Here is a 25215-nt window from a genome sequence, read left to right on the forward strand (position 1 = left end):
ATTGAATAAAATCTAGTGGCGATAGCGAAGAGGTCACACTCGTTCCCATGCCGAACACGATCGTTAAGCTCTTCAGCGCCGATGGTAGTTGGGGGTTTCCCCCTGTGAGAGTAGGACGTTGCTAGGTGACAACAAAACACATCCCCAGTGGATGTGTTTTTTGTGTTTTAAATATATTAATTTAAAACAACTTACTTCGTGTCTGTGCTCCTGCGTCTACGAGCTATGCTCCGAAGTGTGTTTCCTCGTCGCAAAGCTGCATGAAGGTTATTCAATGAAAGTAACTCACGATGTGAATGAGGTCAGTAGCTTCGTTGCTAGGTAACTAAAAAAACACATCCCATGTGGATGTGTTTTTTGTGTGCAATTGAGGAGTATTAAATTTTATAGGACATATGTTCCATTATTTCCTCCAAAAACGCTATTTTTGAAATTTCGCGGCCATCAGTTCCGTTAGTTACTTAAAATTGCCTCAAAAATGACGGTTTGAGGCAAAATAAGAGATCGTCCGCGAAACTCAAAATTCATGCTTTTTTCACGAAATAACGGAACTGGTGTCCGATAGAACTGAAGGGCTTGCTCGTACTGGGAACGGTGGCCCCATTCTGCTAGTCCACACAATAGTAAATACTCACCGCAGCGTATCTCTATCCACTCTCACATGCCTATTATCTTCCTAAAGAAACGTTCCATTTCAAATCAGTACAACGGATTCAACATTCCACAATCTCACCTAATGATCAACGACACATAGTATGGAACCTTTTGTTTGGTGACCTCAAGAAACTCTGTAATAAAAGGCAAATCATTTGAAGGGTAGTTATGAAACAACTCTCCCCACCAGTCAGTTTCATATCTGCAAATCATACTTAGGTTATATAAAATTAAGTAATGGACAAGTAGTTCTGGCAAAAAGAAAAAACCATCACGTTTTCGTGGTAAATAGTATTGCTTTTTGGTTAAATCAAACTGTAGCGGTGAACATGTTAATGGTTTTAATTGTCTATTTAGCTCTAAAAATAGCTTGCTTTCTTCTTCACGGCTATTTAGAACCTTTAGCTTGGTGTGCTCCTCTAGATAGTTAGTAAATGCCTCTGACGAGATATTTAAGTCGTCTAAGATGGTATTAGTTAGCGAATACTCCTGTCCACTACTAATATTTAATGGATAAGCAACCTTCTCATCATATAGGTGAAGAAAGGATGGGTGAAGCTCTGGAATTCGCTTTAACAAATTGCCCATTTTGAATTTTTCACCTTCTAACCCACTTAACCCAAATATTTTTCCTGAAAAATGCGTAATAAGTCCATTCTTTTGTATTTTAACTTCATCAGATAAAAACTCGTATTGTACTTTTTTACGTTTTCTTGTAGAAGCCCCATGGGCTAAAACTTGTGTAGTTTCGGGATAATTTGGATCGACTGTTAGAATTGCAGCTTTCATAAGCTGTACCATTCCATAGAAAAGCAGAACAGGTTGTAACTCGTATGGTGCTGAAATAGATTGGTCGTAATATTTTTTTGCATGTTCTAAGTAATAGATAAGCGTATAGCTATTTTGGAATGAAAGTTTTTCTCCATCGGAAAGATCACTATATTTCTTACTTAAAAATCTTTGAGTATGATCTGCTGAGTAAAATGTTCGAAAGTATTTCCAAGGGTCATGTGTGTACATAATTTTAGTAACCTCTTTTAGTAATAAAATGTTTGAATAATCGGATATATTTTCTGTTCTTGACAGTAGTTTGTCCAATTGATAAGCTACTAATAATATTTTTAAGAGTATATCGTGAGAGGATGAGGTTTGGATGTGGGATAACAAATTTGTAAAAGAAGGTTTGACATTTGACGATGTATTATTAATTCCAGCTAGATCAGAAGTACTACCTAAGGATGTATCAGTTCATACAACTCTATCAAAAACTCTAAAGTTAAATATTCCAATTATTAGTGCCGGAATGGATACTGTAACCGAAGCAAAAATGGCTATAGCTATCGCTAGAGAAGGTGGTCTAGGGATTATTCATAAAAATATGTCTATTGATGCGCAAGCTGAAGAGGTAGACCGTGTAAAGAGATCTGAAAGTGGAGTAATTACCAACCCATTCTATTTAACCCCAGATGCCAAAGTTTCTGATGCAGAGCAGTTAATGGCAAAATACCGCATTTCTGGAGTTCCTATCGTTGATGAAGACATGAAATTAGTAGGAATTCTAACAAACCGTGACCTTCGCTTTATTGATGATTATTCAATTACAATTGACTCAGTTATGACGAAAGAAGAATTAGTAACCGCACCTGTAGGAACTACCTTAAGAGATGCGGAAAAAATTCTTCAAAAACATAAAATTGAAAAACTGCCACTTGTAGATGACAATGGGGTCCTAAAAGGGCTAATAACTATTAAGGATATTGAAAAAGTAATTCAATTTCCTAATTCGGCAAAAGATCAACAAGGACGTTTAATCGTTGGAGCTGCAGTTGGTGTAACAGTTGATACAATGGAACGTGTACAAGCGTTAGTAGAAGCTGGCGTGGATGTAATCGTATTAGATACAGCTCATGGCCACTCTAAAGGCGTTCTAGACAAAGTAAGGGAAGTAAGGGATGCATACCCTGAATTAAATATTATTGCTGGTAACGTAGCAACTGCACAAGCTACAAAAGACTTGATTGAAGCAGGTGCAAACATTATCAAAGTTGGTATTGGTCCTGGTTCTATTTGTACAACTCGTATTATTGCTGGTATCGGTGTTCCACAAATTACTGCTGTTTATGATTGTGCAAATGAAGCTAAAAAACATGATATTCCAGTAATTGCTGATGGTGGAATTAAATATTCAGGTGATGTTGTAAAAGCTCTTGCAGCAGGCGGCCATGCAGTTATGCTTGGAAGTCTACTTGCCGGTGTATCTGAGAGTCCTGGTGACCGTGAAATCTACCAAGGAAGACAATTTAAGGTATACCGTGGTATGGGTTCATTAGGAGCCATGGAAAAAGGAAGTAAAGATCGTTATTTCCAAGAAAATAACCAAAAGCTAGTTCCAGAAGGAATCGAAGGCCGAGTCCCTTATAAAGGGCCCCTTAACGACACAATTCATCAGCTAGTTGGTGGTATTCGTGCAGGTATGGGGTACTGTGGTACAAAAACGTTACAAGATCTTCGTGAAAATGGTCAATTCATTAGAATTACAAATGCAGGTCTTAAAGAAAGTCACCCGCATGATGTTCAAATCACAAAAGAAGCACCAAATTACTCACTTTAAGAAGAATATTTCCAATAGACAGGGATCGTACCTGTCTATTTTTTTTTAGCCAGTTATGTTAAAATTACGTTTATGAGGTTTGGAGAGGAGATTACAATGAATAAAAAAATAAGAAAATATTTTGTTGTTAGTTTTTTAAGTATTTTATTGTTAATGTCAACATTTAGCTTTCCTGCACAGACAAAAGCAAACTTTGATACGAATGCCTATAATAGTATTTTATTAGACGCAGAGACAGGAAAGATTTTATATCAAAAAAATATTGATGTACTCTTACCGATTGCCAGTATGTCCAAGATGATGAGTGAGTATCTTGTATTAGAAGCGATCAATACAGGTAAAATTAGATGGGACCAAACTGTCCCAATCAGTACAGAAGTAGCAGCAGTATCTCATAATACAAGTCTATCAAATGTACATCTTAGAATTGATGAACAGTATACAGTAAAAGAGCTATATGAATCTGTAGCTATTTACTCAGCAAACGGTGCAACAATGGCGCTTGCAGAACTAATTTCTGGTTCATACGGACAATTTGTTAAATTGATGAACGATAAAGCAGCGGAGCTTGGTATGGGTCTTGAAGGTCAGGATTTCCGTTTTATTAATTCAACAGGGTTACCTAATAAATACGTACCAGAGTCTATGCGTTACGGTGGCACTTCAGAAATTGACGAAAATACAATGACTGCAAGGGCTACTGCAACACTAGCATATCAGTTAATTAAGAATTATCCAGAAGTATTAGACACTGCAAGTATTCCAAGGAAAGTTTTTAAAGAAGGAACATCTGACCAAATCCGTATGGACAATTGGAATTGGATGCTACCAGAATTAGTTTATGGCTTTCAATATACGGACGGATTAAAAACAGGCTTCACAAATGCAGCTGGATATTGTTTTACTGGAACTGCTATTAAAGATGGTCAGCGTGTAATTACAGTTGTGATGAAGACGGAATCTCCACAACAACGTTTCGATGAAACGAAAAGATTAATGGACTATGGCTTTAATAATTTTTCCAAACAGCAATTAATTCCATCAGGTTTTCAGTTAGAAGGGTTTGAAACATTACCGGTTTCTAAGGGAAAAGAACGAGAAGTGGCAATTTCTACAGCTGAGCCTTTATCAGTTATGATGCGTAATGGTGAAGAAGACCTTTATTCTTTAGAGTTACTTTTAGATGAGAGTTTATTTGATGAAGAGGGTAAACTAATTGCACCAATTGAAAAGGGGCAGGTTGTCGGAACAATGGTCGTTAACTATAACGGTGATATTAATCATGAATTCATTGTTTCTGAAGCTCAGTTTACTGAGATGGTAGAAGTAGTATTGAATGAAACAGTCGAAAAAGCGGGCTGGTTCTCACTAACAATGAGAGCTATTGGAGGATTTTTCTCTGGGATTTGGTCAAGTGTAGCCAATGGCGTTAAAGGAATTTTTTCTTAATTAATAAAAAAATGTAGAATGGGTGTAAACTGGCTATATCACTCATTCTACACTGTTTATTTTACATTTTTTGTTTGTAAGTGTTAAAATAAATGAAATTGGTTAGGATAGCCATTGCATTTACTTGATAGTTTTGAAAAATAAAGTACAATATACATAGTAAAGCAATAGATATACTTACGATACATATTTGATAGGAGGAATTACATATGGTTCAAACAGGTACAGATCGCGTAAAGCGTGGAATGGCTGAAATGCAAAAAGGTGGCGTAATAATGGATGTTATTAACGCTGAACAAGCAAAGATTGCCGAAGAAGCGGGTGCAGTTGCTGTCATGGCTCTTGAGAGAGTTCCTTCAGATATTCGCGCAGCTGGTGGAGTTTCTCGTATGGCTGACCCTACGATTGTCGAAGATGTAATGAATGCTGTATCAATTCCAGTAATGGCTAAATGTCGTATTGGACACATTGTAGAAGCTAGGATTTTAGAAGCAATGGGTGTTGACTACATTGATGAGAGTGAAGTTTTAACTCCTGCTGATGAAGTATATCATTTGTATAAGCGTGATTTTACTGTTCCATTCGTATGTGGTGCACGTGATATTGGTGAAGCAGCACGTCGTATCGGTGAAGGGGCTTCAATGATCCGTACAAAAGGTGAACCAGGTACTGGAAATATCGTTGAAGCAGTAAGACATATGCGTATGATTCAAGCACAAATCCGTAAAATTCTTACAATGTCTACAGATGAGTTAATGACTGAAGCGAAAAATACAGGTGCCCCATTTGAAGTTTTACTTCAAATTAAAGAAACTGGTAAATTCCCAGTAGTTAACTTTGCTGCAGGTGGAGTTGCAACACCAGCTGATGCAGCACTAATGATGCAGTTAGGTGCTGATGGTGTATTCGTTGGTTCTGGTATCTTTAAATCAGACAACCCACAAAAATTCGCTCGTGCAATCGTTGAAGCTACAACGCACTTCGAAGATTACGAACTAATTGCAAACCTATCTAAAGGACTTGGATCACCAATGAAGGGAATTGAAATTTCAAGTTTAAACCCTTCAGAGCGTATGCAAGAACGTGGATGGTAACATATTAATTCGGCCATAAACTGGTGGTTAAGGCTTTCATGTAAAGGAGCATCATAATGGTTAAAATAGGAGTACTTGCCCTGCAAGGTGCTGTGCGTGAACATGTTAACTCTTTACAGTCACCTGGTGTAGAAGTTATTGTGGTTAAAAAACTAGAACAACTTAACGATTTAGATGGCCTCGTTTTGCCTGGTGGCGAAAGTACAGCTATGCGGAGGCTTATCGATAAATATGGTTTTTTTGAGCCTTTGAAAGATTTTGCGAAGGCTGGCAAACCTATGTTCGGTACATGCGCAGGATTAATCTTAATGGCAAAAAAACTTGTAGGACAACAAGAAGGTCATTTAGAAGTCATTGATATGGAAGTAGAGCGTAATGCTTTTGGAAGGCAACGTGAGAGCTTTGAAGCTGAATTAATGGTCAAAGGAATTGCTGAAGATATTAATGCAGTATTCATTCGTGCTCCTCTAATTAAGTCTGTTGGAGAAGATGTTGAAATCCTATCAAAATACAATGGAGAGATTGTAGCAGTAAGACAAGGTCAATTCATAGCTTGCTCGTTTCATCCAGAGTTGACTAATGATGTGCGCTTTCATCAATATTTTGTTGAAATTGTCACTGAGACAAAAACGAAATGTTTAAATGTATAGGATAAGGTAAATATAAGATTATATATTCCACATACAATGAAGGGAAATAGTAACATAATGTACTTTTTTAGAGAGTCGATGGTTGGTGCAAATCGATAAAGTGCCTATGTGAATCCATCCCTGAGTAGATTACTGAACAAAGGAAATTTCTTTCATTAGGTAGTTCCGGCTCATCTTCCGTTATTAAGATGCTAAGAGGTAAGATAAAGCCGAACGGCTTTATCTTACAACTAGGGTGGCAACGCGGGTTAACTCTCGTCCCTTTTTTGGGACGGGAGTTTTTTAATTGGCTTTTTTGGCAAAGTTTGTTGCTTTCGTAAAAATCCCAAAAGCCGGATTTTTACACAAAATCCTTAGAATTTACAACTAATTTAGTAAGTATTGCTCTTTTCTTACAAAATTTATTGGCTGATATCTTCATCTATGGTATTTTCCGATTATTTTAGGGTAAAAAGCAAAAATGTTTACGAAAAGAGCCTTTATATTTTATTAAAATTGAGGAGGATAAAAATATGTTAGATGTAAAATTATTAAGAGCTAATTTTGGTGAAGTAAAAGAAAAGCTAGAAAATCGTGGCGAGAAAATTGCTGATTTAGACCGCTTTGGTGATCTTGACCAACGAAGAAGGGACCTAATCGTAGAAGGCGAGCAATTAAAAAGCAGGCGCAACACTGTATCTCAAGAGGTAGCCCAGTTAAAACGAGAAAAACAAGATGCTGATCACTTAATTAAAGAAATGAAGGAAGTATCAGATAGAGTCAAGGAACTAGATGATGAGTTACGTACAGTAGAAACGCAATTAGATGCTATATTATTAACAATTCCAAACATCCCTCACGAAAGTGTACCAGTAGGTCTTACAGAGGAAGAGAACGTTGAAGTAAGAACTTGGGGTGATATTCCAAAGTTTTCTTTCGAAGCAAAGCCACATTGGGACTTAGGAACAAACTTAAACATTTTAGACTTTGAGAGAGCTTCAAAAGTAACTGGAAGCCGCTTTGTCTTTTATAAAGGAAAAGGAGCAAGGTTAGAGCGTGCCTTAATAAACTTTATGATGGATCTTCACCAAGATCAACATGGTTATGAAGAAGTACTACCACCTTACCTAGTTAATCGTGCGAGTATGACGGGTACGGGTCAGCTTCCTAAGTTTGAAGAAGATGCGTTTAAAATAAGAGAAGAAGATTACTTTTTAGTTCCTACAGCTGAAGTTCCAGTAACAAATTTACACCGAGACGAAATTCTTGATGGTGATCAACTTCCAATAGCCTATACAGCCTATAGTGCAAATTTTCGTTCTGAGGCGGGTTCTGCTGGTAGAGATACAAGAGGGTTAATCCGTCAACACCAGTTCAATAAAGTTGAACTAGTTCGTTTTGTACGTCCAGAGGATTCTTATGAGCAACTTGAATTGTTAACTGGTCATGCAGAAAAAGTGCTTCAGTTATTAAAACTTCCATACCGTGTGTTAAGCATGTGTACAGGTGATTTAGGGTTTACAGCAGCTAAAAAATATGACATTGAGGTTTGGATTCCAAGTTATGAAACGTACCGTGAAATTTCTTCTTGTAGTAATTTTGAGGATTTTCAAGCAAGACGTGCCAATATTCGCTTCAGAAGAGAAGCTAAAGGTAAGACAGAATATGTTCATACATTAAATGGATCTGGTCTTGCTGTTGGTAGAACTGTAGCAGCAATCTTAGAGAACTACCAACAAGAAGATGGTAGTGTTATCGTACCGGAAGCGTTAGTTCCATATATGGGTGGTATTACAATTATTAAATAAATATTACAAAACCGTGACTTTTTTATAGCACGGTTTTCTTTTGTGTGATATTGTTTATTCATACAAAAATTCCAAAAAAAGGGTGGTAAGATGCTAGCGAGAAAAATACTCAAGTCTTTTTTTATGTACATGGTAGTCATGATGCTTATTGTTTTAATTGTTTTTTTTCCTAGACAGTTGGATGTAACACTAGTTGAAGGAGTCATGCAATTTGATTATTCTTTCTCATGGATTAATTACTATGAAAATTTAAAGCAATTTTTTACCTATGCATTTGAAAATAAGAGTTTAGGAGTTGTGCAAGGGTGGATGACGGTAGAACAGACATTGGGGTTCTTCTTACCACAAAGTTTAAAAGTAATTTTTGCAGCCTTCGTTATTAGCATTTTTATTGGAATTTATAAAGGTATCTTTGATTATAAACAAACAAACAGAAGAACAAGCTTTCTTGGTAATGGTACGACATTTATGATTCAAGCTATTCCCGACTTCTTTTTAATTATCCTTACAATATTAGTGGTTATAACGTTCTTCCCTTTTATCCCTATTTTTAGCCAAGGTGAATGGTACAGCTTTATAATACCTTCTATTATCGTTTCAATTTATCCAACATTATATATTGCTAGAATTACCTCAACATTAATAAGTAATGAGGATGGAATGCAATATATACAAGTTGCTAAGGCAAAAGGGTTAACAAACAGAATGGTTTTGTATAGGCACATGTTACGGAATTGCTACGGCACGATTTTGTCTCACTGCTCTTCAGTCATGCTTTTAATCATATCGAACTTATTAATGGTTGAATACTTATTAGGCTATAAGGGGGCAGCATATCGACTATTTGAAGCCTTGTCTCACTCTACTGTTATTGTTGTTGGTCAGCGCCATAACTTTGAAGGAGAACTTATTATTGGCATTTCCTTCTGTTTCTTAGTTATTGTACTTTTAAGTAGAATCATTAGTGAACTGGCTAGTAGTTATCTTGATCCAAGGAGAAAAGAATCGATATGATAAAACAAAAATCATTCATCGTTGGAATTATAATGCTCTTATTTTTAATTGTAGTAATGGTAGCCGGTCCCCATATGCCATTTGTAGATAAAGAAATTAAAGAGGAAACGTTACGAATGGAGAATGGATTTTCTCGTGCTCCATTTCCACCATCTCTTACACAACCGTTTGAACCATTTGGAACAGATATGTTAGGAAGAGATCTATTTTCAATAATTGTCCTAGGAACAACAGAAACTATATTCTTAGTTTTTTTTATTACTGTTATTCGGTATTGTATCGCAATCCCATTAGCTTTTGCTTCAATAAAACAAAAAGGCCCTTTTTTTTGGATTTTAAATAGCTGGAATAATGTTTTTTCCGCCATACCAACAATTTTTTCAGCAATCATCCTTATGAACTTGCCTTTCTTTATGTTTACACAACACCGTGCGATTATCGTCATTGTAATCCTTGCATTAATAGAAGTAGGAAGAGTAGGTTATATAATTCAACAAGAAGGTTTTCTCGTATCTAACGAACTATACGTTCAAGCGGGAATTACAGTTGGTAATAAACCACGCCACCTTTATATGAACTATTATCTTCCTGCATTATTACCTTCTATCTGTACCAACTTTTTTATGGATCTAGGTAGAGTCTTGCTACTTATTGGTCAACTAGGTTTATTTAGTATCTTTATAGAACAAAGCTGGATACAATTAAGTGCAGCATCGGGGGAGTTACAGAATATAAGTTACAACTGGGCATCAATCCTCGGTGAAACGCGAACTACAATTAGAAAAGCGCCTTGGATTACATTATTCCCAGCACTTGCGATAACATTTGCAATTCTTTGCTTTTATTTCATTGGTGAAGGATTACGAGCTCATTTTACAAGAAAACAAGGAGTTTAGATTTAATTGAATATAAGAAAAATTCAGAAAGTAACTTGTGTATTTATTCAACATGCACAAGTTACTTTTTTATATATAGTAGCAGTTGGACTGTACACAATTCACGATTATGAATATTTATACTTTTAAGTAGGGTGCCTTAAATGTAGTTATGTAATATATGGAATTATTACAGTGGTGTTACATAAACTTTAAATGTAACCGTATTATTACATGGGTAGGTATAAAAAGTTAGCGCATTGTTACAATTGTATCTTTAAGTAATACCTAAACATTTAACTCAATGTAATATTTATACAAGTATTTGCAAGAGGTATTGTTTTTCTAATATAAACATTTGTTTATTCTATAAAAATGTAAGTAAGTAAATCTTCCGTGCTAAATGAAGTTTAAAAGTAAATTGTTAGAATAATTCTATGATTAATGAAGCTTAAAATAAAAATTCTGAATTTATTGTAATTTTGTTGACACATGATTAAAGGTAGTGTAATATTCAGAATATAATAAATTATTATTTCTAAAAAATTGTTTTTAGAAAATTGACTTTTTTGTGAAAATTATTTATATTTAAAAAGGTTAATAGTTTTATAGGATAATAGTAAAGGTGGTGAGTAGCAACTAGATGTCTACCTTATTAGAAGTTAAAAATTTGAAAACTCACTTTTTTTCAAAAGATAAAGTTTTTCCAGTAGTAGATGGATTAGATTTTAAAGTGAAAAAAGGGGAAACGTTAGCCATCGTTGGTGAGTCTGGATCAGGGAAGAGCATCACATCTCTTTCAATCATGGGTCTTGTTCCTAAACCAGGTGGAAAAATTGTTGAAGGTGAAATTGTTTTCGATGGAACCGATTTAGTAAAGTTAAGTGAAAATGAGATGTACAAAGTTCGTGGAAATGACATAGCAATGATTTTCCAAGAACCAATGTCATCACTTAATCCAGTTTTAACGATTGGTGAACAAATCACAGAAGTATTAATTTACCATAAGAAGATTACAAAAAAAGAGGCGCGAGAAAGAGCAGTAGAGTTGCTGAAAATTGTCGGCTTTGCCAGAGCTGAGGAAATCCTCGATGACTATCCTCACCGACTATCCGGAGGGATGAGACAAAGAGTAATGATTGCCATGGCCATGAGTTGTGATCCGAAGCTACTAATTGCTGATGAGCCAACAACAGCTTTAGACGTAACCGTTCAAGCCCAAATCTTAGAGTTGATGAAGGAATTATCAAAGAAATTTAGTTCATCAATTATCTTAATTACTCATGACTTAGGAGTAGTTGCTGAGTTAGCAGATAGAGTGTTAGTCATGTATGCAGGTCAAGTAGTTGAAGAGTCTGAGATTGTTGAACTTTTTGATAGACCGCTACATCCTTATACACAAGGTTTGCTTAATTCTGTACCTAAGATAGATGAGGATCAAGAAAGATTGACATCTATTGGTGGAAATGTTCCTTCTCCAGATAACTTCCCAAAAGGCTGTCGTTTTTCTACACGTTGCACCCATGTCATGGAAAAGTGTTTAGAAAAGCAACCAGACTTAGTCGAAGTTTATCCAGGCCGCAAGTCACGTTGTTTCTTGCATGAGGAAGGAGTTAACTAAAGATGTCTACAGTCACTGTTGAAACTAGTCGAGTTGAAACACAAGCTAAAGTCTCTGATATATTACTAGAAGTTAAAGGTTTGAAGAAGTACTTCCCTATTAAATCCGGTATCTTACAAAAGACAGTTGGTCATGTAAAGGCCGTTGATGATGTTAGTTTCTTTATAAAAAAAGGAGAAACATTTGGTTTAGTAGGAGAGTCAGGCTGTGGGAAATCAACCACGGGTAGATCGATTATCCGTCTTTATGAGCCAACCGCTGGAGAAATTCTTTTCCAAGGTGAAAATATTGCCAACATACCAGAAAAGGGACTAAGGCCTTATCGTAAAGATATTCAAATGGTATTCCAAGATCCTTATTCTTCTTTAAATCCAAGGAAGACTGTGGGAACCATTTTGGAAGAACCTTTCCGTGTCCACAACCTTTATTCAAAAAAAGAAAGAAAAGATAGGGTGGAACATCTCTTAGAGAAAGTTGGTTTAAATCCAACATTAAGAGATCGGTATCCTCATGAATTTTCAGGTGGTCAGCGTCAACGGATTGGAATAGCCCGAGCGTTAACGTTAAATCCGAAGTTAATAATTGGTGATGAACCAGTTTCAGCCTTAGATGTATCTATTCAGTCACAAGTTCTAAATATTATGGATGATCTCCAAAAAGAATTTGGTTTGACATACTTATTTATTGCCCATGATTTAGCTGTTGTTAAGCATATATCCGATCGCATCGGTGTTATGTATCTCGGTCGAATGATGGAAGTAACTGATAAACATACATTATATCGAAATCCACTTCATCCTTATACACAAGCGTTACTATCTGCGATACCAAAATCGCATCCAAGTGAAGTGAAGCGTGAAAGAATTATTTTAAAAGGTGATGTTCCTAGCCCGGCAAATCCGCCAGCAGGCTGTGTATTCCATACACGTTGTCCGCAAGCGATGGACCATTGCAAGCAAGCCGTACCTATGTTGAAAGAGTTAGAGCCTGGTCATTTTGTCGCTTGCCACTTATACGAGTAATTATAACTGGCAAGGGAAGAGACCAACTCTACATTAAATATTCAAAATATTCCGAAGGGGGAAAAGAAATTGAAAAAGAAACTGTTAATTCTGTTAAGTTTAGTATTCATGCTATCTGTTTTCTTAGTAGCATGCGGAGGCAAAGAATCTTCTACTCCAGCACCTGCTGAAACACCGAAAGCTGAAGAACCAAAGAAAGAGGATCCAAAAGAAGAACCAAAAGATGAAGGCCCTGTACAAGGTGGAAGTGTTGTATTAGGTTCTTCTGGAGAGCCTGTTACTTTTAACGGTAACTACTCTGCTGACTCTGCATCATCTGACGTAATTGACTTATTATTTGCTGGTCTAGTTCGTTCTAACGAAAATTTAGAAATCATTCCTCATATCGCTGTAGATTACCCAGAGGTATCTGAAGATGGTTTAGAATGGATTTACACTTTACATCAAGGTGTTAAATTCCATGATGGCACAGAATTAACTGCTGAAGATGTTGAATTTACTTATAACATCTTTAAAAACCCAGACTACACTGGTCCGCGTGCAGGAAGTTTCTCTAACGTAGAAACTATCGAAGCAATTGAAAAGTATAAAGTTAAGTTTACATTATCTCAAGCTGATGCTCGCTTCCCAACATTAGCTGGTTATGGTATCTTACCAAAGCACATCCTAGCTGATGTTCCAGTTGGTGACTTAGGTGAATACCAAGAGTTTAACCAAAAGAACCCAATCGGTGCTGGTCCATTTAAGTTTGTAAGCTGGACTCCAGGACAAAACTTAGTAGTAGAAGCTTTTGATGACTACTTCGAAGGTCGTCCTTACCTTGATCGCGTAACATTCCGTTTCGCTTCTGACTCAAATGCTCTAGTATTATTAATGCAAACTGGCGACATCGACTGGATGATTGCTCCTCCAGCTGAGTTAGCTACTATCGAAACATTTAACCATGCTAGAATTTCTAACACATTAGCTTTACGTTATGACTATATTGGATGGAACTTACAAAATCCATTATTCGAAGATGTAAAAGTTCGACAAGCATTAACACATGCAATTGACCGTCAAGAAATCGTTGACACAATCATGGAAGGAAATGCAACAGTTGCTCACGCTCCAGTATCACCACTTAGCTGGGCTTACAATGACAATGTTCCTAAATTTGACTTTGACCCAGAAAAAGCAAAATCTTTATTAGCTGAAGCTGGTTGGGAGCCAGGTGCAGATGGAGTTCTTCAAAAAGACGGGAAGAAATTCTCATTCACAATTCTTTCTAACGATGGAAACGTAGTTCGTCGTGACATCGGAATTATCGTACAACAATACCTAGGTCAAATCGGTATTGAAGTTAAAGCAGAGCAAATGGAGTGGGGCGCATTCTTAGACAAAATCAACCCTCCTAACTATGATTTCGACGCTGTAGTATTAGCTTGGGGCTTAGGTCTTGATCCAGATCCAAGTGCAATCTGGAGCTCAAAAGAAATCGAAAATGGTTTAAATAATATCAGCTACCGTAACGCTCGCGTTGACGAAATCGCTGAGACTAACACTCAAATTTTAGATCAAGCAGAGCGTGCAAAAGCTCTTGCTGAAGTATGGCAAATCTTAGCTGAAGAGCAACCATACACTTACATGTACTACCCACAACAATTCGTAGCATTAAACAAAAAAGTTCAAGGCTTTACTCATCACCCACGTGCTAACATGTACCGTGTAAACGAGTGGTGGATCGATAACAACTAATAAGCTTGCAAGGACAAGGGGGACAATTGTCCCCCTTGTTTCATGTGAAAATATGGTAAAAAGTATTCTCAAAAACAAAATGTCATTTTGTTCGTGCGACGATTAATTGCAGGAGCAATTGAAGTACTTAGCCTCCTGCGATTACTCGTCGCAATTTGTTAAGTAGAAATTTGACGAAAAAATTGGCAGCTAGCCAACTATTATTAATTTTCAGTAAGGAGGTAATTATATGACGACTTATCTCATCCGTCGCTTAGTAATGATGATTCCTATTCTTTTTGGAATTTCGGTAATCTCCTTTGCGATCATGTATGCGGCGCCAGGGAAACCAGCTGTTATGAACTTAGACCCAGAAATTTCCGTTGAAGACCGTGAAAAACAAATGGAAAAATTAGGATTAAATGACCCGCCTCATATTCAGTATATTAATTGGATGGGTAATGTACTAACTGGAGATTTAGGTACTTCATTTACGAAAAAACAACCAGTAAAGGATATGATCCTAGATCGGTTACCAAATACGTTAATTCTCATGGTCTTTTCTACTATTCTAGCAATCATTATTTCTATACCTTTTGGTGTACTTTCAGCTACCAAACAATACTCAAAACTTGATTACAGTGTAACGATTACCGCATTCTTAGGACTAGCAACTCCTAACTTCTGGTTAGGTCTGATGCTTATTATGTTGTTCTCTGTTCAGTTAGGTTGGACGCCTGTAGGTGGGGTTTCAACACTTGGTGCTGATTTTAGTTTACTAGATCGACTTCACCACTTAATTTTACCTGCAATTGTATTAGCTACTGCAGATATGGCTGGTTTAACACGATACACACGTACAAGTATGTTAGAAGTTATTAATCAAGATTACATTCGTACAGCACGAGCGAAAGGCTTCCGTGAGCGTACAGTAATCTATAAACATGGTTTACGTAATGGACTTATACCTATCATTACTATCTTTGGTTTAATGCTACCTGGCTTTATTGGAGGATCAGTAATCGTTGAATCATTATTTAGTTGGCCTGGTATTGGTAAGCTCTTTATCGACGCTACCTTCGAAAGGGATTATCCAGTAATTATGGCTATCACAATGTTTGGAGCCGTGCTAACAGTTATTGGTAACTTAATTGCTGATATCCTTTACGCAGTTATGGATCCAAGGATCGAGTACTAGGAGGTGGGCATATGGGAAAACCAGAAACGAATTTACCTAAAAAAGTGAAACAGAAAGCAATTGAACAAACGTTTGGTGAAAGGCGTTCCTTATTATCAATCATCGTTGCGAAATTCCTTCAAAATAAATTAGCCGTTTTCGGATTAGTTTTACTAGTTTTTATTGTTGGTAGTGCACTTTTAGCACCATGGATTGCTCCACATGATCCTGACTTTCAAAATTTAAGAAATCGCTTGGCACAGCCAAGTGCAGAGTTCTTATTAGGAACCGACCACTTAGGTAGAGATATTTTTAGCCGTCTATTATTTGGTGGAAGAGTTTCATTGTTCGTAGGTTTCGTATCAATGGTTGGTGCAGTAACAATTGGAACAACAGTTGGTGCGGTTGCTGGTTACTTCGGAGGTTTAGTAGATGCATTTCTAATGCGTTTAGTCGATGTAATCATCTCTTTCCCGAATATTTTCTTACTAATTACGCTAGTCGCAGTTCTTGAACCGAGTATCGATAAGCTAATTATTGTCTTTGCATTACTTAGTTGGACAGGGACCGCCCGTTTGGTACGTGGAGAGTTCTTAACTTTAAAGAAACGTGAATTTGTACTGGCAGCTAGAACAATTGGCATGTCGAACACGAGAATTATCTTTGGACAGATCTTACCGAGTGCCTTTGGTCCTGTTATTGTAGCAGCTACACTTGCAGTTGGTAGCTTTATTCTAGCAGAGTCTGCTCTAAGTTTCTTAGGTCTAGGAGTTCAGCCTCCTACTTCAACTTGGGGGAACATGCTTACGTATTCTCAGAGTGTTACCATTTTTAGAACTGCATGGTGGTATCCAACATTCCCAGGTGTGATGATCTTACTCACTGTTTTGTCCTTCAACTTTGTTGGTGATGGACTGCGGGATGCACTAGATCCAAGAGTAGTTGAAAAATAAGTAAAATCAAAGGTTAGCCTCCGGGCTAATCTTTTTTTTGGGCTTTTTTTGTAAACAGTTTTGCTTTTTTACTCTGAAGTATTCGGAAAAATAATTTAGATGAATATATAAGCCAACAAATTAAGTAAGAAAAGAGCAATACTTACTAAATTAGTGAGCAATTCTAAGTATTTTGTGTGAAAATTCGGTTTTTTAGATTTTAAGAAGGCAACAAACTTTGTGAAAACAGCCTTTTTTTATGGAAAGCTTGTCCTATTAATTGACTTTTCAGACTATTATTTCTGGTTACGTAGTTTTTTAATATAATTTTGAATATTTAAAAAACAAATGGATAAAAAAGTAAAATTCAGACATTTGTATGTTTGGAATGTACATACACTCCGAACCGTTGGTATAAAAGCATTTTTAACTGATTTTGATATGTCTGGAAGATACAGTAATATTATTGACACATTTTTCAATTTAATGTAATATTCAGAGAGTGAGAAAAATTGTTATTTTCAAAAAACTTTATACATAATCAAATAGTCGTTAACCAAGTTAGGGCTGTGGATACGCTAGCTCTACCAAAAATAAATCTATTTCAAGGGGGAAATACGAGATGAAAAAATCACTAGTAACACTTTTTAGCATGATTTTGTTGTTATCTATGTTTTTAGTAGCTTGTGGCGGTGAAGAAACAACTACTGAAACAAATGATGACACATCTGCTCCAACTGAGACTAATGATGGTTCAACGGATGCTACTCCAAGTGGTGAGCCGAAACAAGGAGGCAACTTAGTCTTAGGAACTTCAGGTGAGCCTGTACTTTTTAATTCGCTTTATCACCAAGATTCAGCAAGTGCTGATGTGACAGATTTAGTTTTCGCAGGTTTAATGAGAACAAACGAAAATCTTGAGGTTGTTCCGAGTATTGCTGTTGATTTTCCTGAAATTTCTGAGGATGGATTAGAATGGACATATACTATGCGTGAAGGTGTTCTATTCCACGATGGTCAAGAGGTTACTGCAGAAGACGTAGCTTTCACCTACAACATCTTCTTACATGAAGATTACACTGGACCTCGTGCTGGAAGTTTTACTGCGTTGGATAAGGTAGAAGCTATTAATGATTACCAAGTAAAATACACATTAAATGAAGCGGATGCACGCTTTTCGACATTAATGGGTTATGGAATTTTACCTAAACATATTTTAGGCGATATCCCTATTGGGGACTTAGAAGAATACCGTGAATTTAATATTGATCAACCAATTGGCGCGGGTCCGTTTAAATTTGTTAGCTGGACTCCAGGGCAAAATTTAGTAGTAGAAGCTTTTGATGAGTACTTTGAAGGTCGTCCATATCTTGATAGAGTAACATTCCGTTTCGCATCTGATGCGAATGCGTTAGTTTTATTACTTGAAACTGGTGATATTGATCATATGATCGTTCCAACAACGGAATTAGCTACGGTTCAATCTTATGACCACGTAACAGTTTCTGACGTATTAGCTTTACGTTATGACTACATTGGGTGGAATTTAGATCGCCCATTATTCCAGGATGTTCGTGTCCGTCAAGCTTTAACATTAGCGATTGATCGTCAAGAGATTGTTGATACGATCATGGAAGGGAATGCAACAGTAGCACACGCTCCAGTGTCTCCTTTAAGTTGGGCATATAATGACAATGTTCCTAGATTTGATTATGATCCAGAAAGAGCAAAACAATTGTTAGCTGAGGCTGGCTGGGAACCAGGTCCAGACGGAATATTACAAAAAGATGGAGAACGTTTCTCTTTCACAATCCTTTCTAATAGTGGTAACGTTGTTCGTCGTGACATCGGAATTATCGCTCAACAATACTATAGTCAGATCGGAATTGAAGTGAAAGCAGAACAAATGGAGTGGGGAGCTTTTCTAGAAAAGATTAATCCTCCTAACTTTGACTTTGATGCAGTTGTATTAGCTTGGGGCTTAGCTCTTGATCCTGATCCAAGTGCAATCTGGCATTCAAAAGAAATTGAAAATGGCCTTAACAGAAGTGCGTATCGAAATGACCGCGTTGATGAAATTTCAGATATCAACACAACAATTCTAGACCAAGCTGAACGTGCTGCAGCACTAGCTGAGGTTTGGGAAATCTTAGCGGAAGAACAACCATACACTTACTTATTCTACCCTCAACAGTTCGTAGCAATGTCTAACGATTTAAAAGGGTTTACGCATCATCCTCGTGTAGATATGTATCGTGTAAATGAATGGTGGTTAGATCGTTAGGTTGTATTTTTGAAGATATAGGGGACAATTTGTCCCCTTGTTCTTTCTATAATTTTGTGACGGGTGAATATAGCATGCAAATGCTGTGTTTAGCCGCCACAAAGTTACAGATTAAATAGTAAAGGTAACACTTGTAATAGTTAACGCTTTAATTAAATAATAATTCTGATAATTATATATAAATAAATGCTTTTTCGGAATAATTAAAACAATTACCCGAGTGTAGAAAAATATACAACCTTACTTAGATATTGTTACTTTTAATACATATAAATCGCAACAATAGTGAATAAATTCAAAGGAATTTTTATTTTCTAAAAAATACTGTAATATTATTGACACAATTTCCAAGCTGGTGTAATATTCAGTATGTAAGAAAAATTACTATATTCAAAAAATTATCTGCGTTAAATTATTAGAAAATTAACTCTCTTTAAATACTTTTCAAAAGCAGAGTTACTGGATTGATAGATTGATTGAATTAGGTGGTGAATGGAAGCAATGTCTACGTTATTAGAAGTAAAGAATTTAAAGACTCACTTTTTTGCGAAGAATAAAGTACTTCCTGTAGTTGACGGGTTAGACTTTACGGTAAAAAAAGGAGAGACGTTAGCTATCGTTGGTGAATCAGGATCTGGAAAGAGTATTACCTCTTTATCAATTATGGGTCTTGTGCCAAAGCCGGGTGGAAAAACAGTTGCTGGAGAGATCATTTTCGATGGAACTGATTTGCTATCCTTGAGTGATAATGAAATGTTTAAAGTTCGTGGAAATGACATTGCAATGATCTTCCAAGAGCCGATGTCATCGTTAAATCCAGTTTTAACGATTGGAGAACAAATCACTGAAGTCTTAATTTATCACAAAAAGATTTCGAAAAAAGAAGCAAGAGATAAAGCAATCGAATTACTAAAAATTGTTGGTTTTGCTCGAGCAGAAGAGATCTTAGATGATTATCCTCACCGTTTATCAGGTGGAATGAGACAAAGGGTTATGATCGCCATGGCGATGAGTTGCGATCCGAAGTTATTAATTGCTGACGAGCCAACAACTGCATTAGATGTTACAGTGCAGGCGCAAATCCTAGAGTTAATGAAGGAATTATCAAAGAAGTTTAGTTCTTCTATTATATTAATTACTCATGACTTAGGAGTAGTTGCTGAGCTAGCCGATCGAGTTTTAGTTATGTACGCTGGTCAAGTAGTGGAAGAATCGACAATCATTGAATTATTTGATAATCCGTTACACCCTTATACACAAGGTTTACTAAACTCTGTTCCAAAGATTGATGAAGAACAAGAGCGTTTATCTTCAATTGGTGGAAATGTTCCTTCTCCGGACAACTTCCCGAAAGGTTGTCGTTTCTCGACACGCTGTACACATGTTATGGCAAAATGTTTAGAAAGCCAGCCAGAACTTCTTGAAGTATATCCAGGTCGCAAGTCACGTTGTTTCTTGCATGAGGAAGGAGATATCTAACAATGAGTAATGTAACATTAGAAACTAGCAAAAGTACCTCAATAGATACGAAGTCAGATATATTACTAGAAGTAAAGGGATTAAAGAAGTATTTCCCAATCAAGTCAGGAATTCTTCAGAAAACTGTTGGACATGTCAAAGCTGTTGATGATGTAAGTTTCTTCATTAAGAAGGGAGAAACGTTTGGACTTGTAGGAGAGTCTGGATGTGGAAAATCAACAACGGGGAGAACGATCATTCGTTTGTATGAGCCAACAGAAGGAGAGATCCTCTTTGATGGTCAAGATATTTCTGGTTTAAAAGAAAGTCAACTAAAGCCTTATCGTAAAGATATCCAAATGGTATTCCAGGATCCTTATTCTTCATTAAATCCAAGAAAAACTGTTGGAACGATCTTAGAAGAGCCTTTCCGGGTTCATAATCTATATACGAAAGCTGAAAGAAAAGATAGAGTTGAACATTTATTAGACCGTGTTGGCTTAAACCCAACACTACGTGACAGGTATCCGCATGAATTTTCAGGTGGACAACGCCAGCGTATTGGAATTGCCCGCGCGCTAACATTGAATCCGAAACTAATTATCGGTGATGAGCCAGTCTCAGCACTGGATGTATCGATCCAGTCACAAGTATTAAACATTATGGATGACCTGCAAAAAGAATTTGGATTAACGTACCTTTTCATTGCCCATGACTTAGCGGTTGTAAAGCATATTTCTGATCGTATTGGGGTAATGTACTTAGGGAGAATGATGGAAGTAACGGATAAAAAGACGTTATATAGTAATCCGCTTCACCCATATACGCAAGCGCTCCTTTCAGCGATACCAAAATCGCATCCTAGCGAGGTTAAGCGCGAACGTATTATCTTAAAAGGTGACGTTCCAAGTCCATCAAATCCACCTAAGGGCTGTGTATTTCATACACGCTGTCCGCAGGCAATGGATCATTGTAAAGAAGCTGTACCTATGTTAAAAGAGTTAGAGCCTGGTCACTTTGTTGCTTGCCATCTATACAATTAGTTTATTGGTAAGAAGAAAGAAATCGACTCTATACTAAATTATAAAAAAATCCTAAGGGGGAAATACAAATGAAAATGAAGAAGTCATTATTAACACTTCTAAGCATGATTTTAATGTTATCTTTGTTTTTAGTAGCTTGTGGCGGCGGTAATGACACAACTACTGAAACTGGAGACTCAGCAGCTCCAACTGAAACAACAGACACTACTGAAGAAGCTCCAACTGGAGAGCCAGTACAAGGTGGAAGCATTGTATTAGGTGCTTCTGGTGAGCCTGTAATGTTTAACGATTACTATAACCAAGACTCAGCTAGTGCTGATGTTACTGATTTAGTATTCGCTGGTTTAATGCGTTCTAACGAAAATCTTGAAATGGTACCTGCTATCGCTGTAGATTTCCCAGAGATCTCTGAAGATGGTCTAGTTTGGACTTATAAACTACGTGAAGGTGTTCTGTTCCATGACGGTACTGAATTAACTGCTGATGACGTAGTATTCTCATTCAATATTCCTATCCACCCAGACTATACTGGTCCTCGTGGAAGCACGTTTGCTCAACTTGAAAAAGTTGAAGCTTTAGACAAGTACACTGTACAATTCACTTTATCTGAGCCAGATGCACAATGGGCAATCACTGCTGGGTACTCAATCTTACCTAAGCATTTATTGGAAGATGTTGCTATCGCTGATTTAGAAGATTACAGATCGTTTAATATTGAAAATCCAATTGGTGCTGGTCCATTCAAATTTGTTAGCTGGACTCCAGGACAAAACTTAGTAGTAGAAGCTTTTGATGAGTATTTTGAAGGTCGTCCGTACCTTGACAAAATCACTTGGCGTTTTGCTGCTGATGCTAACGCATTAGTACTTTTACTTCAAACTGGTGATGTAGACCACATCGTTGCGCCTGCTTCTGAGCTTGCAACAATTGAAACGTTTAACCATGTAAAACTTTCTTCAACTTTAGCTTTACGTTATGACTATATTGGGTGGAACTTACAAAACCCATTATTCCAAGATACAAAAGTTCGTCAAGCTTTAACACATGCAATTGATCGTGAAGAAATTACTGAAACAATTTTAGAAGGACGTGCACAAGTAGCACATGCTCCTGTATCTCCACTTAGCTGGGCATACAATGACAATGTTCCTAAATTTGAATTCAACCCTGAAAAAGCAAAAGAATTATTAGCTGAAGCTGGCTGGGAGCCAGGTGCAGACGGAATTCTTCAAAAAGATGGACAAAAATTCTCATTTACAATTCTTTCAAACGATGGAAACACAACTCGTCGTGATATCGGTATTATCGTTCAACAATACCTAGGACAAATTGGTATTGAAGTGAAACCAGAACAAATGGAGTGGGGCGCATTCTTAGACAAAATCAACCCTCCAAACTATGATTTCGATGCTGTAGTATTAGCTTGGGGCTTAGCTCTTGATCCAGATCCAACTGCAATCTGGCACTCAAAAGAAATCGCTCAAGGTTTAAACAACATTAGCTTCTCAAATGCAGAAGTAGATGCAATTTCTGATGCAAACAGAAAGATCCTTGATCAAACTGAGCGTGCTAAGGAACTTGCGAAAGTATGGGAAATCCTAGCTGAAGAGCAACCATACACGTACCTATACTATCCACAACAACATCTTGCAATGAACAACAAAATTCAAGGATTTACTCACCATCCTCGTGTAACATTCTACCGTGTTAACGAATGGTGGATTGACAACAACTAATTGTCAAAGAGTTAAGGATAAGAGGGGACGTTTGTCCCCTCATTCCTTATACTTTTTAAAGGCTATAACCTTAGTGTTTGGTTATGGATTTTATAAAGTATAAGAAAAACGAAGGCGCTCGCTTTTAAACTTGGCGACAAGCCAAGTTTTTCTTTTAAATAATTCGTAAGGGAGTAGAAAAAATGACGACGTACTTAATTCGCCGACTAGTAATGATGATTCCTATTCTTTTTGGGATCTCAGTGATCTCCTTTGCCATTATGTATGCGGCACCAGGGAAACCAGCTGTAATGAACTTGGATCCGGACATCTCTGTGGAAGACCGTGAAAGACAAATGGAGAAGTTAGGTCTAAATGATCCACCACATGTGCAATATCTTAATTGGATGGGGAATGTTGTAAAAGGAGATTTTGGAACTTCTTTTACAAAGAAACAACCTGTTAAAGACATGATTTTAGACAGACTACCAAACACGTTAATCTTAATGATCTTTTCTACTATTCTAGCAGTTATTATTTCAATTCCTTTTGGTGTACTTTCAGCTACAAAGCAATATTCAAAACTAGATTACGGTGTAACGATTACATCATTTTTAGGATTAGCGAGTCCTAACTTTTGGATAGGACTAATGTTAATTATGTTATTCTCGGTTCAACTTGGTTGGACGCCAGTTGGTGGTGTATCCACATTAGGGGCAGACTTTAGTATACTAGATCGTCTTCATCACTTGATTTTACCTGCAATAGTACTTGCAACTGCTGATATGGCTGGTTTAACGCGATATACACGTTCGAGTATGTTAGAGGTTATCAATCAAGATTATATTCGTACTGCGAGAGCAAAAGGGTTTCGTGAACGTACGGTAATTTATAAGCATGGCTTGCGTAATGGACTAATCCCTATTATTACAATATTTGGTTTAATGCTTCCTGGTTTTATTGGTGGTTCTGTTATCGTTGAATCGTTATTTAGTTGGCCTGGAATTGGAAAGTTATTTATTGATGCAACATTTGAAAGGGACTATCCTGTTATTATGGCGATCACAATGTTTGGTGCTGTACTGACAGTCCTTGGGAACTTAATTGCAGATATTCTTTATGCAGTTCTAGATCCAAGGATCGAGTACTAGGAGGTGCGCTATTATGGCTAAACCAGAATTACAACCACTAAATGAGAAGAAGCGTATTGAACAAACGTTTGGTGAAAGACGCTCACTTCTATCTATTATTATTTCGAAATTCTTACAAAATAAACTAGCTGTTTTTGGATTAATAATGCTAGCTATTATCGTTGGAAGTGCATTATTAGCACCGTGGATTGCACCACATGATCCTGATTTTCAGAATTTGAGAAATCGATTGGCACAACCGAGTGCAGAGTTCTTATTAGGAACAGATCACTTAGGGAGAGATATTTTTAGCCGTCTATTATTTGGTGGTAGAGTATCATTGTTCGTAGGATTTGTTTCGATGGTTGGAGCTGTGACAATTGGAACAACAGTTGGGGCAGTTGCTGGGTACTTTGGTGGATTAGTTGATGCGTTCTTAATGCGTTTAGTTGATATTATCATCTCTTTCCCTAATATCTTCTTATTAATTACGCTAGTCGCAGTTCTTGAACCAAGTATCGATAAACTAATTATTGTCTTTGCATTACTTAGTTGGACTGGAACAGCACGTTTAGTACGTGGAGAGTTCTTAACTTTAAAGAAACGTGAGTTTGTACTGGCCGCTAGAACAATTGGCATGTCGAACACAAGAATTATCTTTGGACAGATCTTACCGAGTGCGTTTGGTCCTGTTATCGTAGCAGCAACACTTGCAGTTGGTAGTTTTATCCTAGCAGAGTCTGCTCTAAGTTTCTTAGGTTTAGGAGTTCAGCCTCCTACTTCAACTTGGGGTAACATGCTTACGTATTCCCAAAGTGTTACTATTTTTAGAACTGCATGGTGGTACCCAACGTTCCCTGGTGTAATGATTTTACTTACAGTATTATCATTCAACTTTGTTGGTGATGGGTTACGTGATGCGTTAGATCCGCGTGTTACTGAAAAATAAATAATAGAAAAAAGCTTACTGAATGAATTCAGTA

19 protein-coding genes, 1 rRNA gene and 1 other annotated feature are annotated in these 25215 nt (G+C 36.9%); of the genes, 19 read left to right on the forward strand and 1 reads right to left on the reverse strand.

What is annotated here, in order from left to right; all coding sequences use genetic code 11:
- The first annotated feature begins 11 nt into the window (after positions 1-11).
- Positions 12-127: ribosomal RNA gene (gene rrf / locus DS745_RS10450) — 5S ribosomal RNA — on the forward strand.
- A gap of 602 nt (positions 128-729) precedes the next feature.
- Here the strand turns inward: rrf and DS745_RS10455 are convergent.
- On the reverse strand, positions 730-1674 hold the full coding sequence (locus DS745_RS10455) for a YaaC family protein (RefSeq protein ID WP_129078243.1): 945 nt from the start codon (positions 1672-1674) through the stop codon (positions 730-732).
- Positions 1675-1807: 133 nt separating this feature from the next.
- Here DS745_RS10455 and guaB point away from each other — a divergent pair, with 133 nt between their 5' ends.
- The 18 genes from guaB to opp4C (DS745_RS10545) all read left to right on the forward strand — a co-directional run bounded on the left by guaB (position 1808) and on the right by opp4C (DS745_RS10545) (position 25181).
- Entirely contained in the window at positions 1808-3265 is a 1458-nt protein-coding gene (gene guaB, locus DS745_RS10460; protein WP_129078205.1) for an IMP dehydrogenase, read from the forward strand.
- A gap of 96 nt (positions 3266-3361) precedes the next feature.
- The gene (locus tag DS745_RS10465) at positions 3362-4714 is read left to right on the forward strand and encodes a D-alanyl-D-alanine carboxypeptidase family protein (protein ID WP_129078206.1); all 1353 of its coding nucleotides are present in this window, start codon (positions 3362-3364) and stop codon (positions 4712-4714) included.
- A gap of 209 nt (positions 4715-4923) precedes the next feature.
- Entirely contained in the window at positions 4924-5808 is an 885-nt protein-coding gene (pdxS, locus tag DS745_RS10470; protein WP_129078207.1) for a pyridoxal 5'-phosphate synthase lyase subunit PdxS, read from the forward strand.
- A gap of 56 nt (positions 5809-5864) precedes the next feature.
- Positions 5865-6458, forward strand: coding sequence for a pyridoxal 5'-phosphate synthase glutaminase subunit PdxT (pdxT, locus tag DS745_RS10475; protein WP_129078208.1), 594 nt, complete (start codon positions 5865-5867; stop codon positions 6456-6458).
- 27 nt (positions 6459-6485) lie between these two features.
- Positions 6486-6724 (forward strand) — a binding site (T-box leader).
- A gap of 246 nt (positions 6725-6970) precedes the next feature.
- Positions 6971-8245, forward strand: a complete 1275-nt coding sequence (gene serS, locus DS745_RS10480; protein ID WP_129078209.1) for a serine--tRNA ligase — start codon at positions 6971-6973, stop codon at positions 8243-8245.
- Between the two features lie 90 nt (positions 8246-8335).
- Positions 8336-9259, forward strand: a complete 924-nt coding sequence (locus tag DS745_RS10485; protein WP_129078210.1) for an ABC transporter permease subunit — start codon at positions 8336-8338, stop codon at positions 9257-9259.
- Entirely contained in the window at positions 9256-10155 is a 900-nt protein-coding gene (locus DS745_RS10490) for an ABC transporter permease subunit (protein WP_129078211.1), read from the forward strand. The genes DS745_RS10485 and DS745_RS10490 overlap by 4 nt, the downstream gene beginning before the upstream one ends.
- A gap of 622 nt (positions 10156-10777) precedes the next feature.
- Positions 10778-11755 (forward strand): ABC transporter ATP-binding protein, encoded by a 978-nt coding sequence (locus DS745_RS10495; RefSeq protein WP_129078212.1) that lies wholly within the window; start codon positions 10778-10780, stop codon positions 11753-11755.
- Positions 11756-11757: 2 nt separating this feature from the next.
- Positions 11758-12777: an ABC transporter ATP-binding protein gene (locus tag DS745_RS10500; protein ID WP_129078213.1), complete on the forward strand. Its 1020-nt coding sequence runs from the start codon at positions 11758-11760 to the stop codon at positions 12775-12777.
- Positions 12778-12846: 69 nt separating this feature from the next.
- Positions 12847-14514 carry a peptide-binding protein gene (locus DS745_RS10505; RefSeq protein WP_241657785.1) on the forward strand — a complete coding sequence of 556 codons (1668 nt, stop codon included), beginning with the start codon at positions 12847-12849 and terminating at the stop codon, positions 14512-14514.
- A 229-nt stretch (positions 14515-14743) separates the two neighbouring features.
- On the forward strand, positions 14744-15691 hold the full coding sequence (locus tag DS745_RS10510) for an ABC transporter permease (protein WP_129078214.1): 948 nt from the start codon (positions 14744-14746) through the stop codon (positions 15689-15691).
- A gap of 11 nt (positions 15692-15702) precedes the next feature.
- Positions 15703-16623: an oligopeptide ABC transporter permease gene (gene opp4C, locus DS745_RS10515; protein ID WP_129078215.1), complete on the forward strand. Its 921-nt coding sequence runs from the start codon at positions 15703-15705 to the stop codon at positions 16621-16623.
- Between the two features lie 601 nt (positions 16624-17224).
- Complete coding sequence (locus DS745_RS10520; RefSeq protein ID WP_129078216.1) at positions 17225-18886, forward strand: peptide-binding protein; 1662 nt, start codon at positions 17225-17227, stop codon at positions 18884-18886.
- A gap of 501 nt (positions 18887-19387) precedes the next feature.
- Positions 19388-20365, forward strand: a complete 978-nt coding sequence (locus DS745_RS10525) for an ABC transporter ATP-binding protein (protein WP_129078217.1) — start codon at positions 19388-19390, stop codon at positions 20363-20365.
- A gap of 2 nt (positions 20366-20367) precedes the next feature.
- Entirely contained in the window at positions 20368-21387 is a 1020-nt protein-coding gene (locus tag DS745_RS10530; RefSeq protein ID WP_129078218.1) for an ABC transporter ATP-binding protein, read from the forward strand.
- Positions 21388-21455: 68 nt separating this feature from the next.
- Positions 21456-23123 carry a peptide-binding protein gene (locus tag DS745_RS10535; protein WP_241657786.1) on the forward strand — a complete coding sequence of 556 codons (1668 nt, stop codon included), beginning with the start codon at positions 21456-21458 and terminating at the stop codon, positions 23121-23123.
- A gap of 182 nt (positions 23124-23305) precedes the next feature.
- Complete coding sequence (locus DS745_RS10540) at positions 23306-24253, forward strand: ABC transporter permease (RefSeq protein ID WP_129078219.1); 948 nt, start codon at positions 23306-23308, stop codon at positions 24251-24253.
- A gap of 13 nt (positions 24254-24266) precedes the next feature.
- Entirely contained in the window at positions 24267-25181 is a 915-nt protein-coding gene (gene opp4C, locus DS745_RS10545) for an oligopeptide ABC transporter permease (RefSeq protein ID WP_129078220.1), read from the forward strand.
- Positions 25182-25215 lie beyond the last annotated feature (34 nt).

It is taken from the genome of Anaerobacillus alkaliphilus, from assembly GCF_004116265.1.
In the GTDB taxonomy this organism is placed as follows: Bacteria; Bacillota; Bacilli; order Bacillales; family Anaerobacillaceae; genus Anaerobacillus; species Anaerobacillus alkaliphilus.

Bases quoted from the DNA above. Each gene is read 5' to 3' on its own strand.
- DS745_RS10510 (WP_129078214.1), top strand. From the start codon at position 14,744: ATGACGACTTATCTCATCCGTCGCTTAGTAATGATGATTCCTATTCTT.
- DS745_RS10500 (WP_129078213.1), top strand. From the start codon at position 11,758: ATGTCTACAGTCACTGTTGAAACTAGTCGAGTTGAAACACAAGCTAAA.
- DS745_RS10465 (WP_129078206.1), top strand. From the start codon at position 3,362: ATGAATAAAAAAATAAGAAAATATTTTGTTGTTAGTTTTTTAAGTATT.
- DS745_RS10525 (WP_129078217.1), top strand. From the start codon at position 19,388: ATGTCTACGTTATTAGAAGTAAAGAATTTAAAGACTCACTTTTTTGCG.
- DS745_RS10495 (WP_129078212.1), top strand. From the start codon at position 10,778: ATGTCTACCTTATTAGAAGTTAAAAATTTGAAAACTCACTTTTTTTCA.
- opp4C (WP_129078220.1), top strand. From the start codon at position 24,267: ATGGCTAAACCAGAATTACAACCACTAAATGAGAAGAAGCGTATTGAA.
- DS745_RS10540 (WP_129078219.1), top strand. From the start codon at position 23,306: ATGACGACGTACTTAATTCGCCGACTAGTAATGATGATTCCTATTCTT.
- DS745_RS10530 (WP_129078218.1), top strand. From the start codon at position 20,368: ATGAGTAATGTAACATTAGAAACTAGCAAAAGTACCTCAATAGATACG.
- DS745_RS10455 (WP_129078243.1), bottom strand. From the start codon at position 1,674: ATGTACACACATGACCCTTGGAAATACTTTCGAACATTTTACTCAGCA.
- guaB (WP_129078205.1), top strand. From the start codon at position 1,808: ATGTGGGATAACAAATTTGTAAAAGAAGGTTTGACATTTGACGATGTA.
- DS745_RS10520 (WP_129078216.1), top strand. From the start codon at position 17,225: ATGAAAAAATCACTAGTAACACTTTTTAGCATGATTTTGTTGTTATCT.
- opp4C (WP_129078215.1), top strand. From the start codon at position 15,703: ATGGGAAAACCAGAAACGAATTTACCTAAAAAAGTGAAACAGAAAGCA.
- DS745_RS10535 (WP_241657786.1), top strand. From the start codon at position 21,456: ATGAAAATGAAGAAGTCATTATTAACACTTCTAAGCATGATTTTAATG.
- DS745_RS10485 (WP_129078210.1), top strand. From the start codon at position 8,336: ATGCTAGCGAGAAAAATACTCAAGTCTTTTTTTATGTACATGGTAGTC.
- serS (WP_129078209.1), top strand. From the start codon at position 6,971: ATGTTAGATGTAAAATTATTAAGAGCTAATTTTGGTGAAGTAAAAGAA.
- pdxS (WP_129078207.1), top strand. From the start codon at position 4,924: ATGGTTCAAACAGGTACAGATCGCGTAAAGCGTGGAATGGCTGAAATG.
- pdxT (WP_129078208.1), top strand. From the start codon at position 5,865: ATGGTTAAAATAGGAGTACTTGCCCTGCAAGGTGCTGTGCGTGAACAT.
- DS745_RS10490 (WP_129078211.1), top strand. From the start codon at position 9,256: ATGATAAAACAAAAATCATTCATCGTTGGAATTATAATGCTCTTATTT.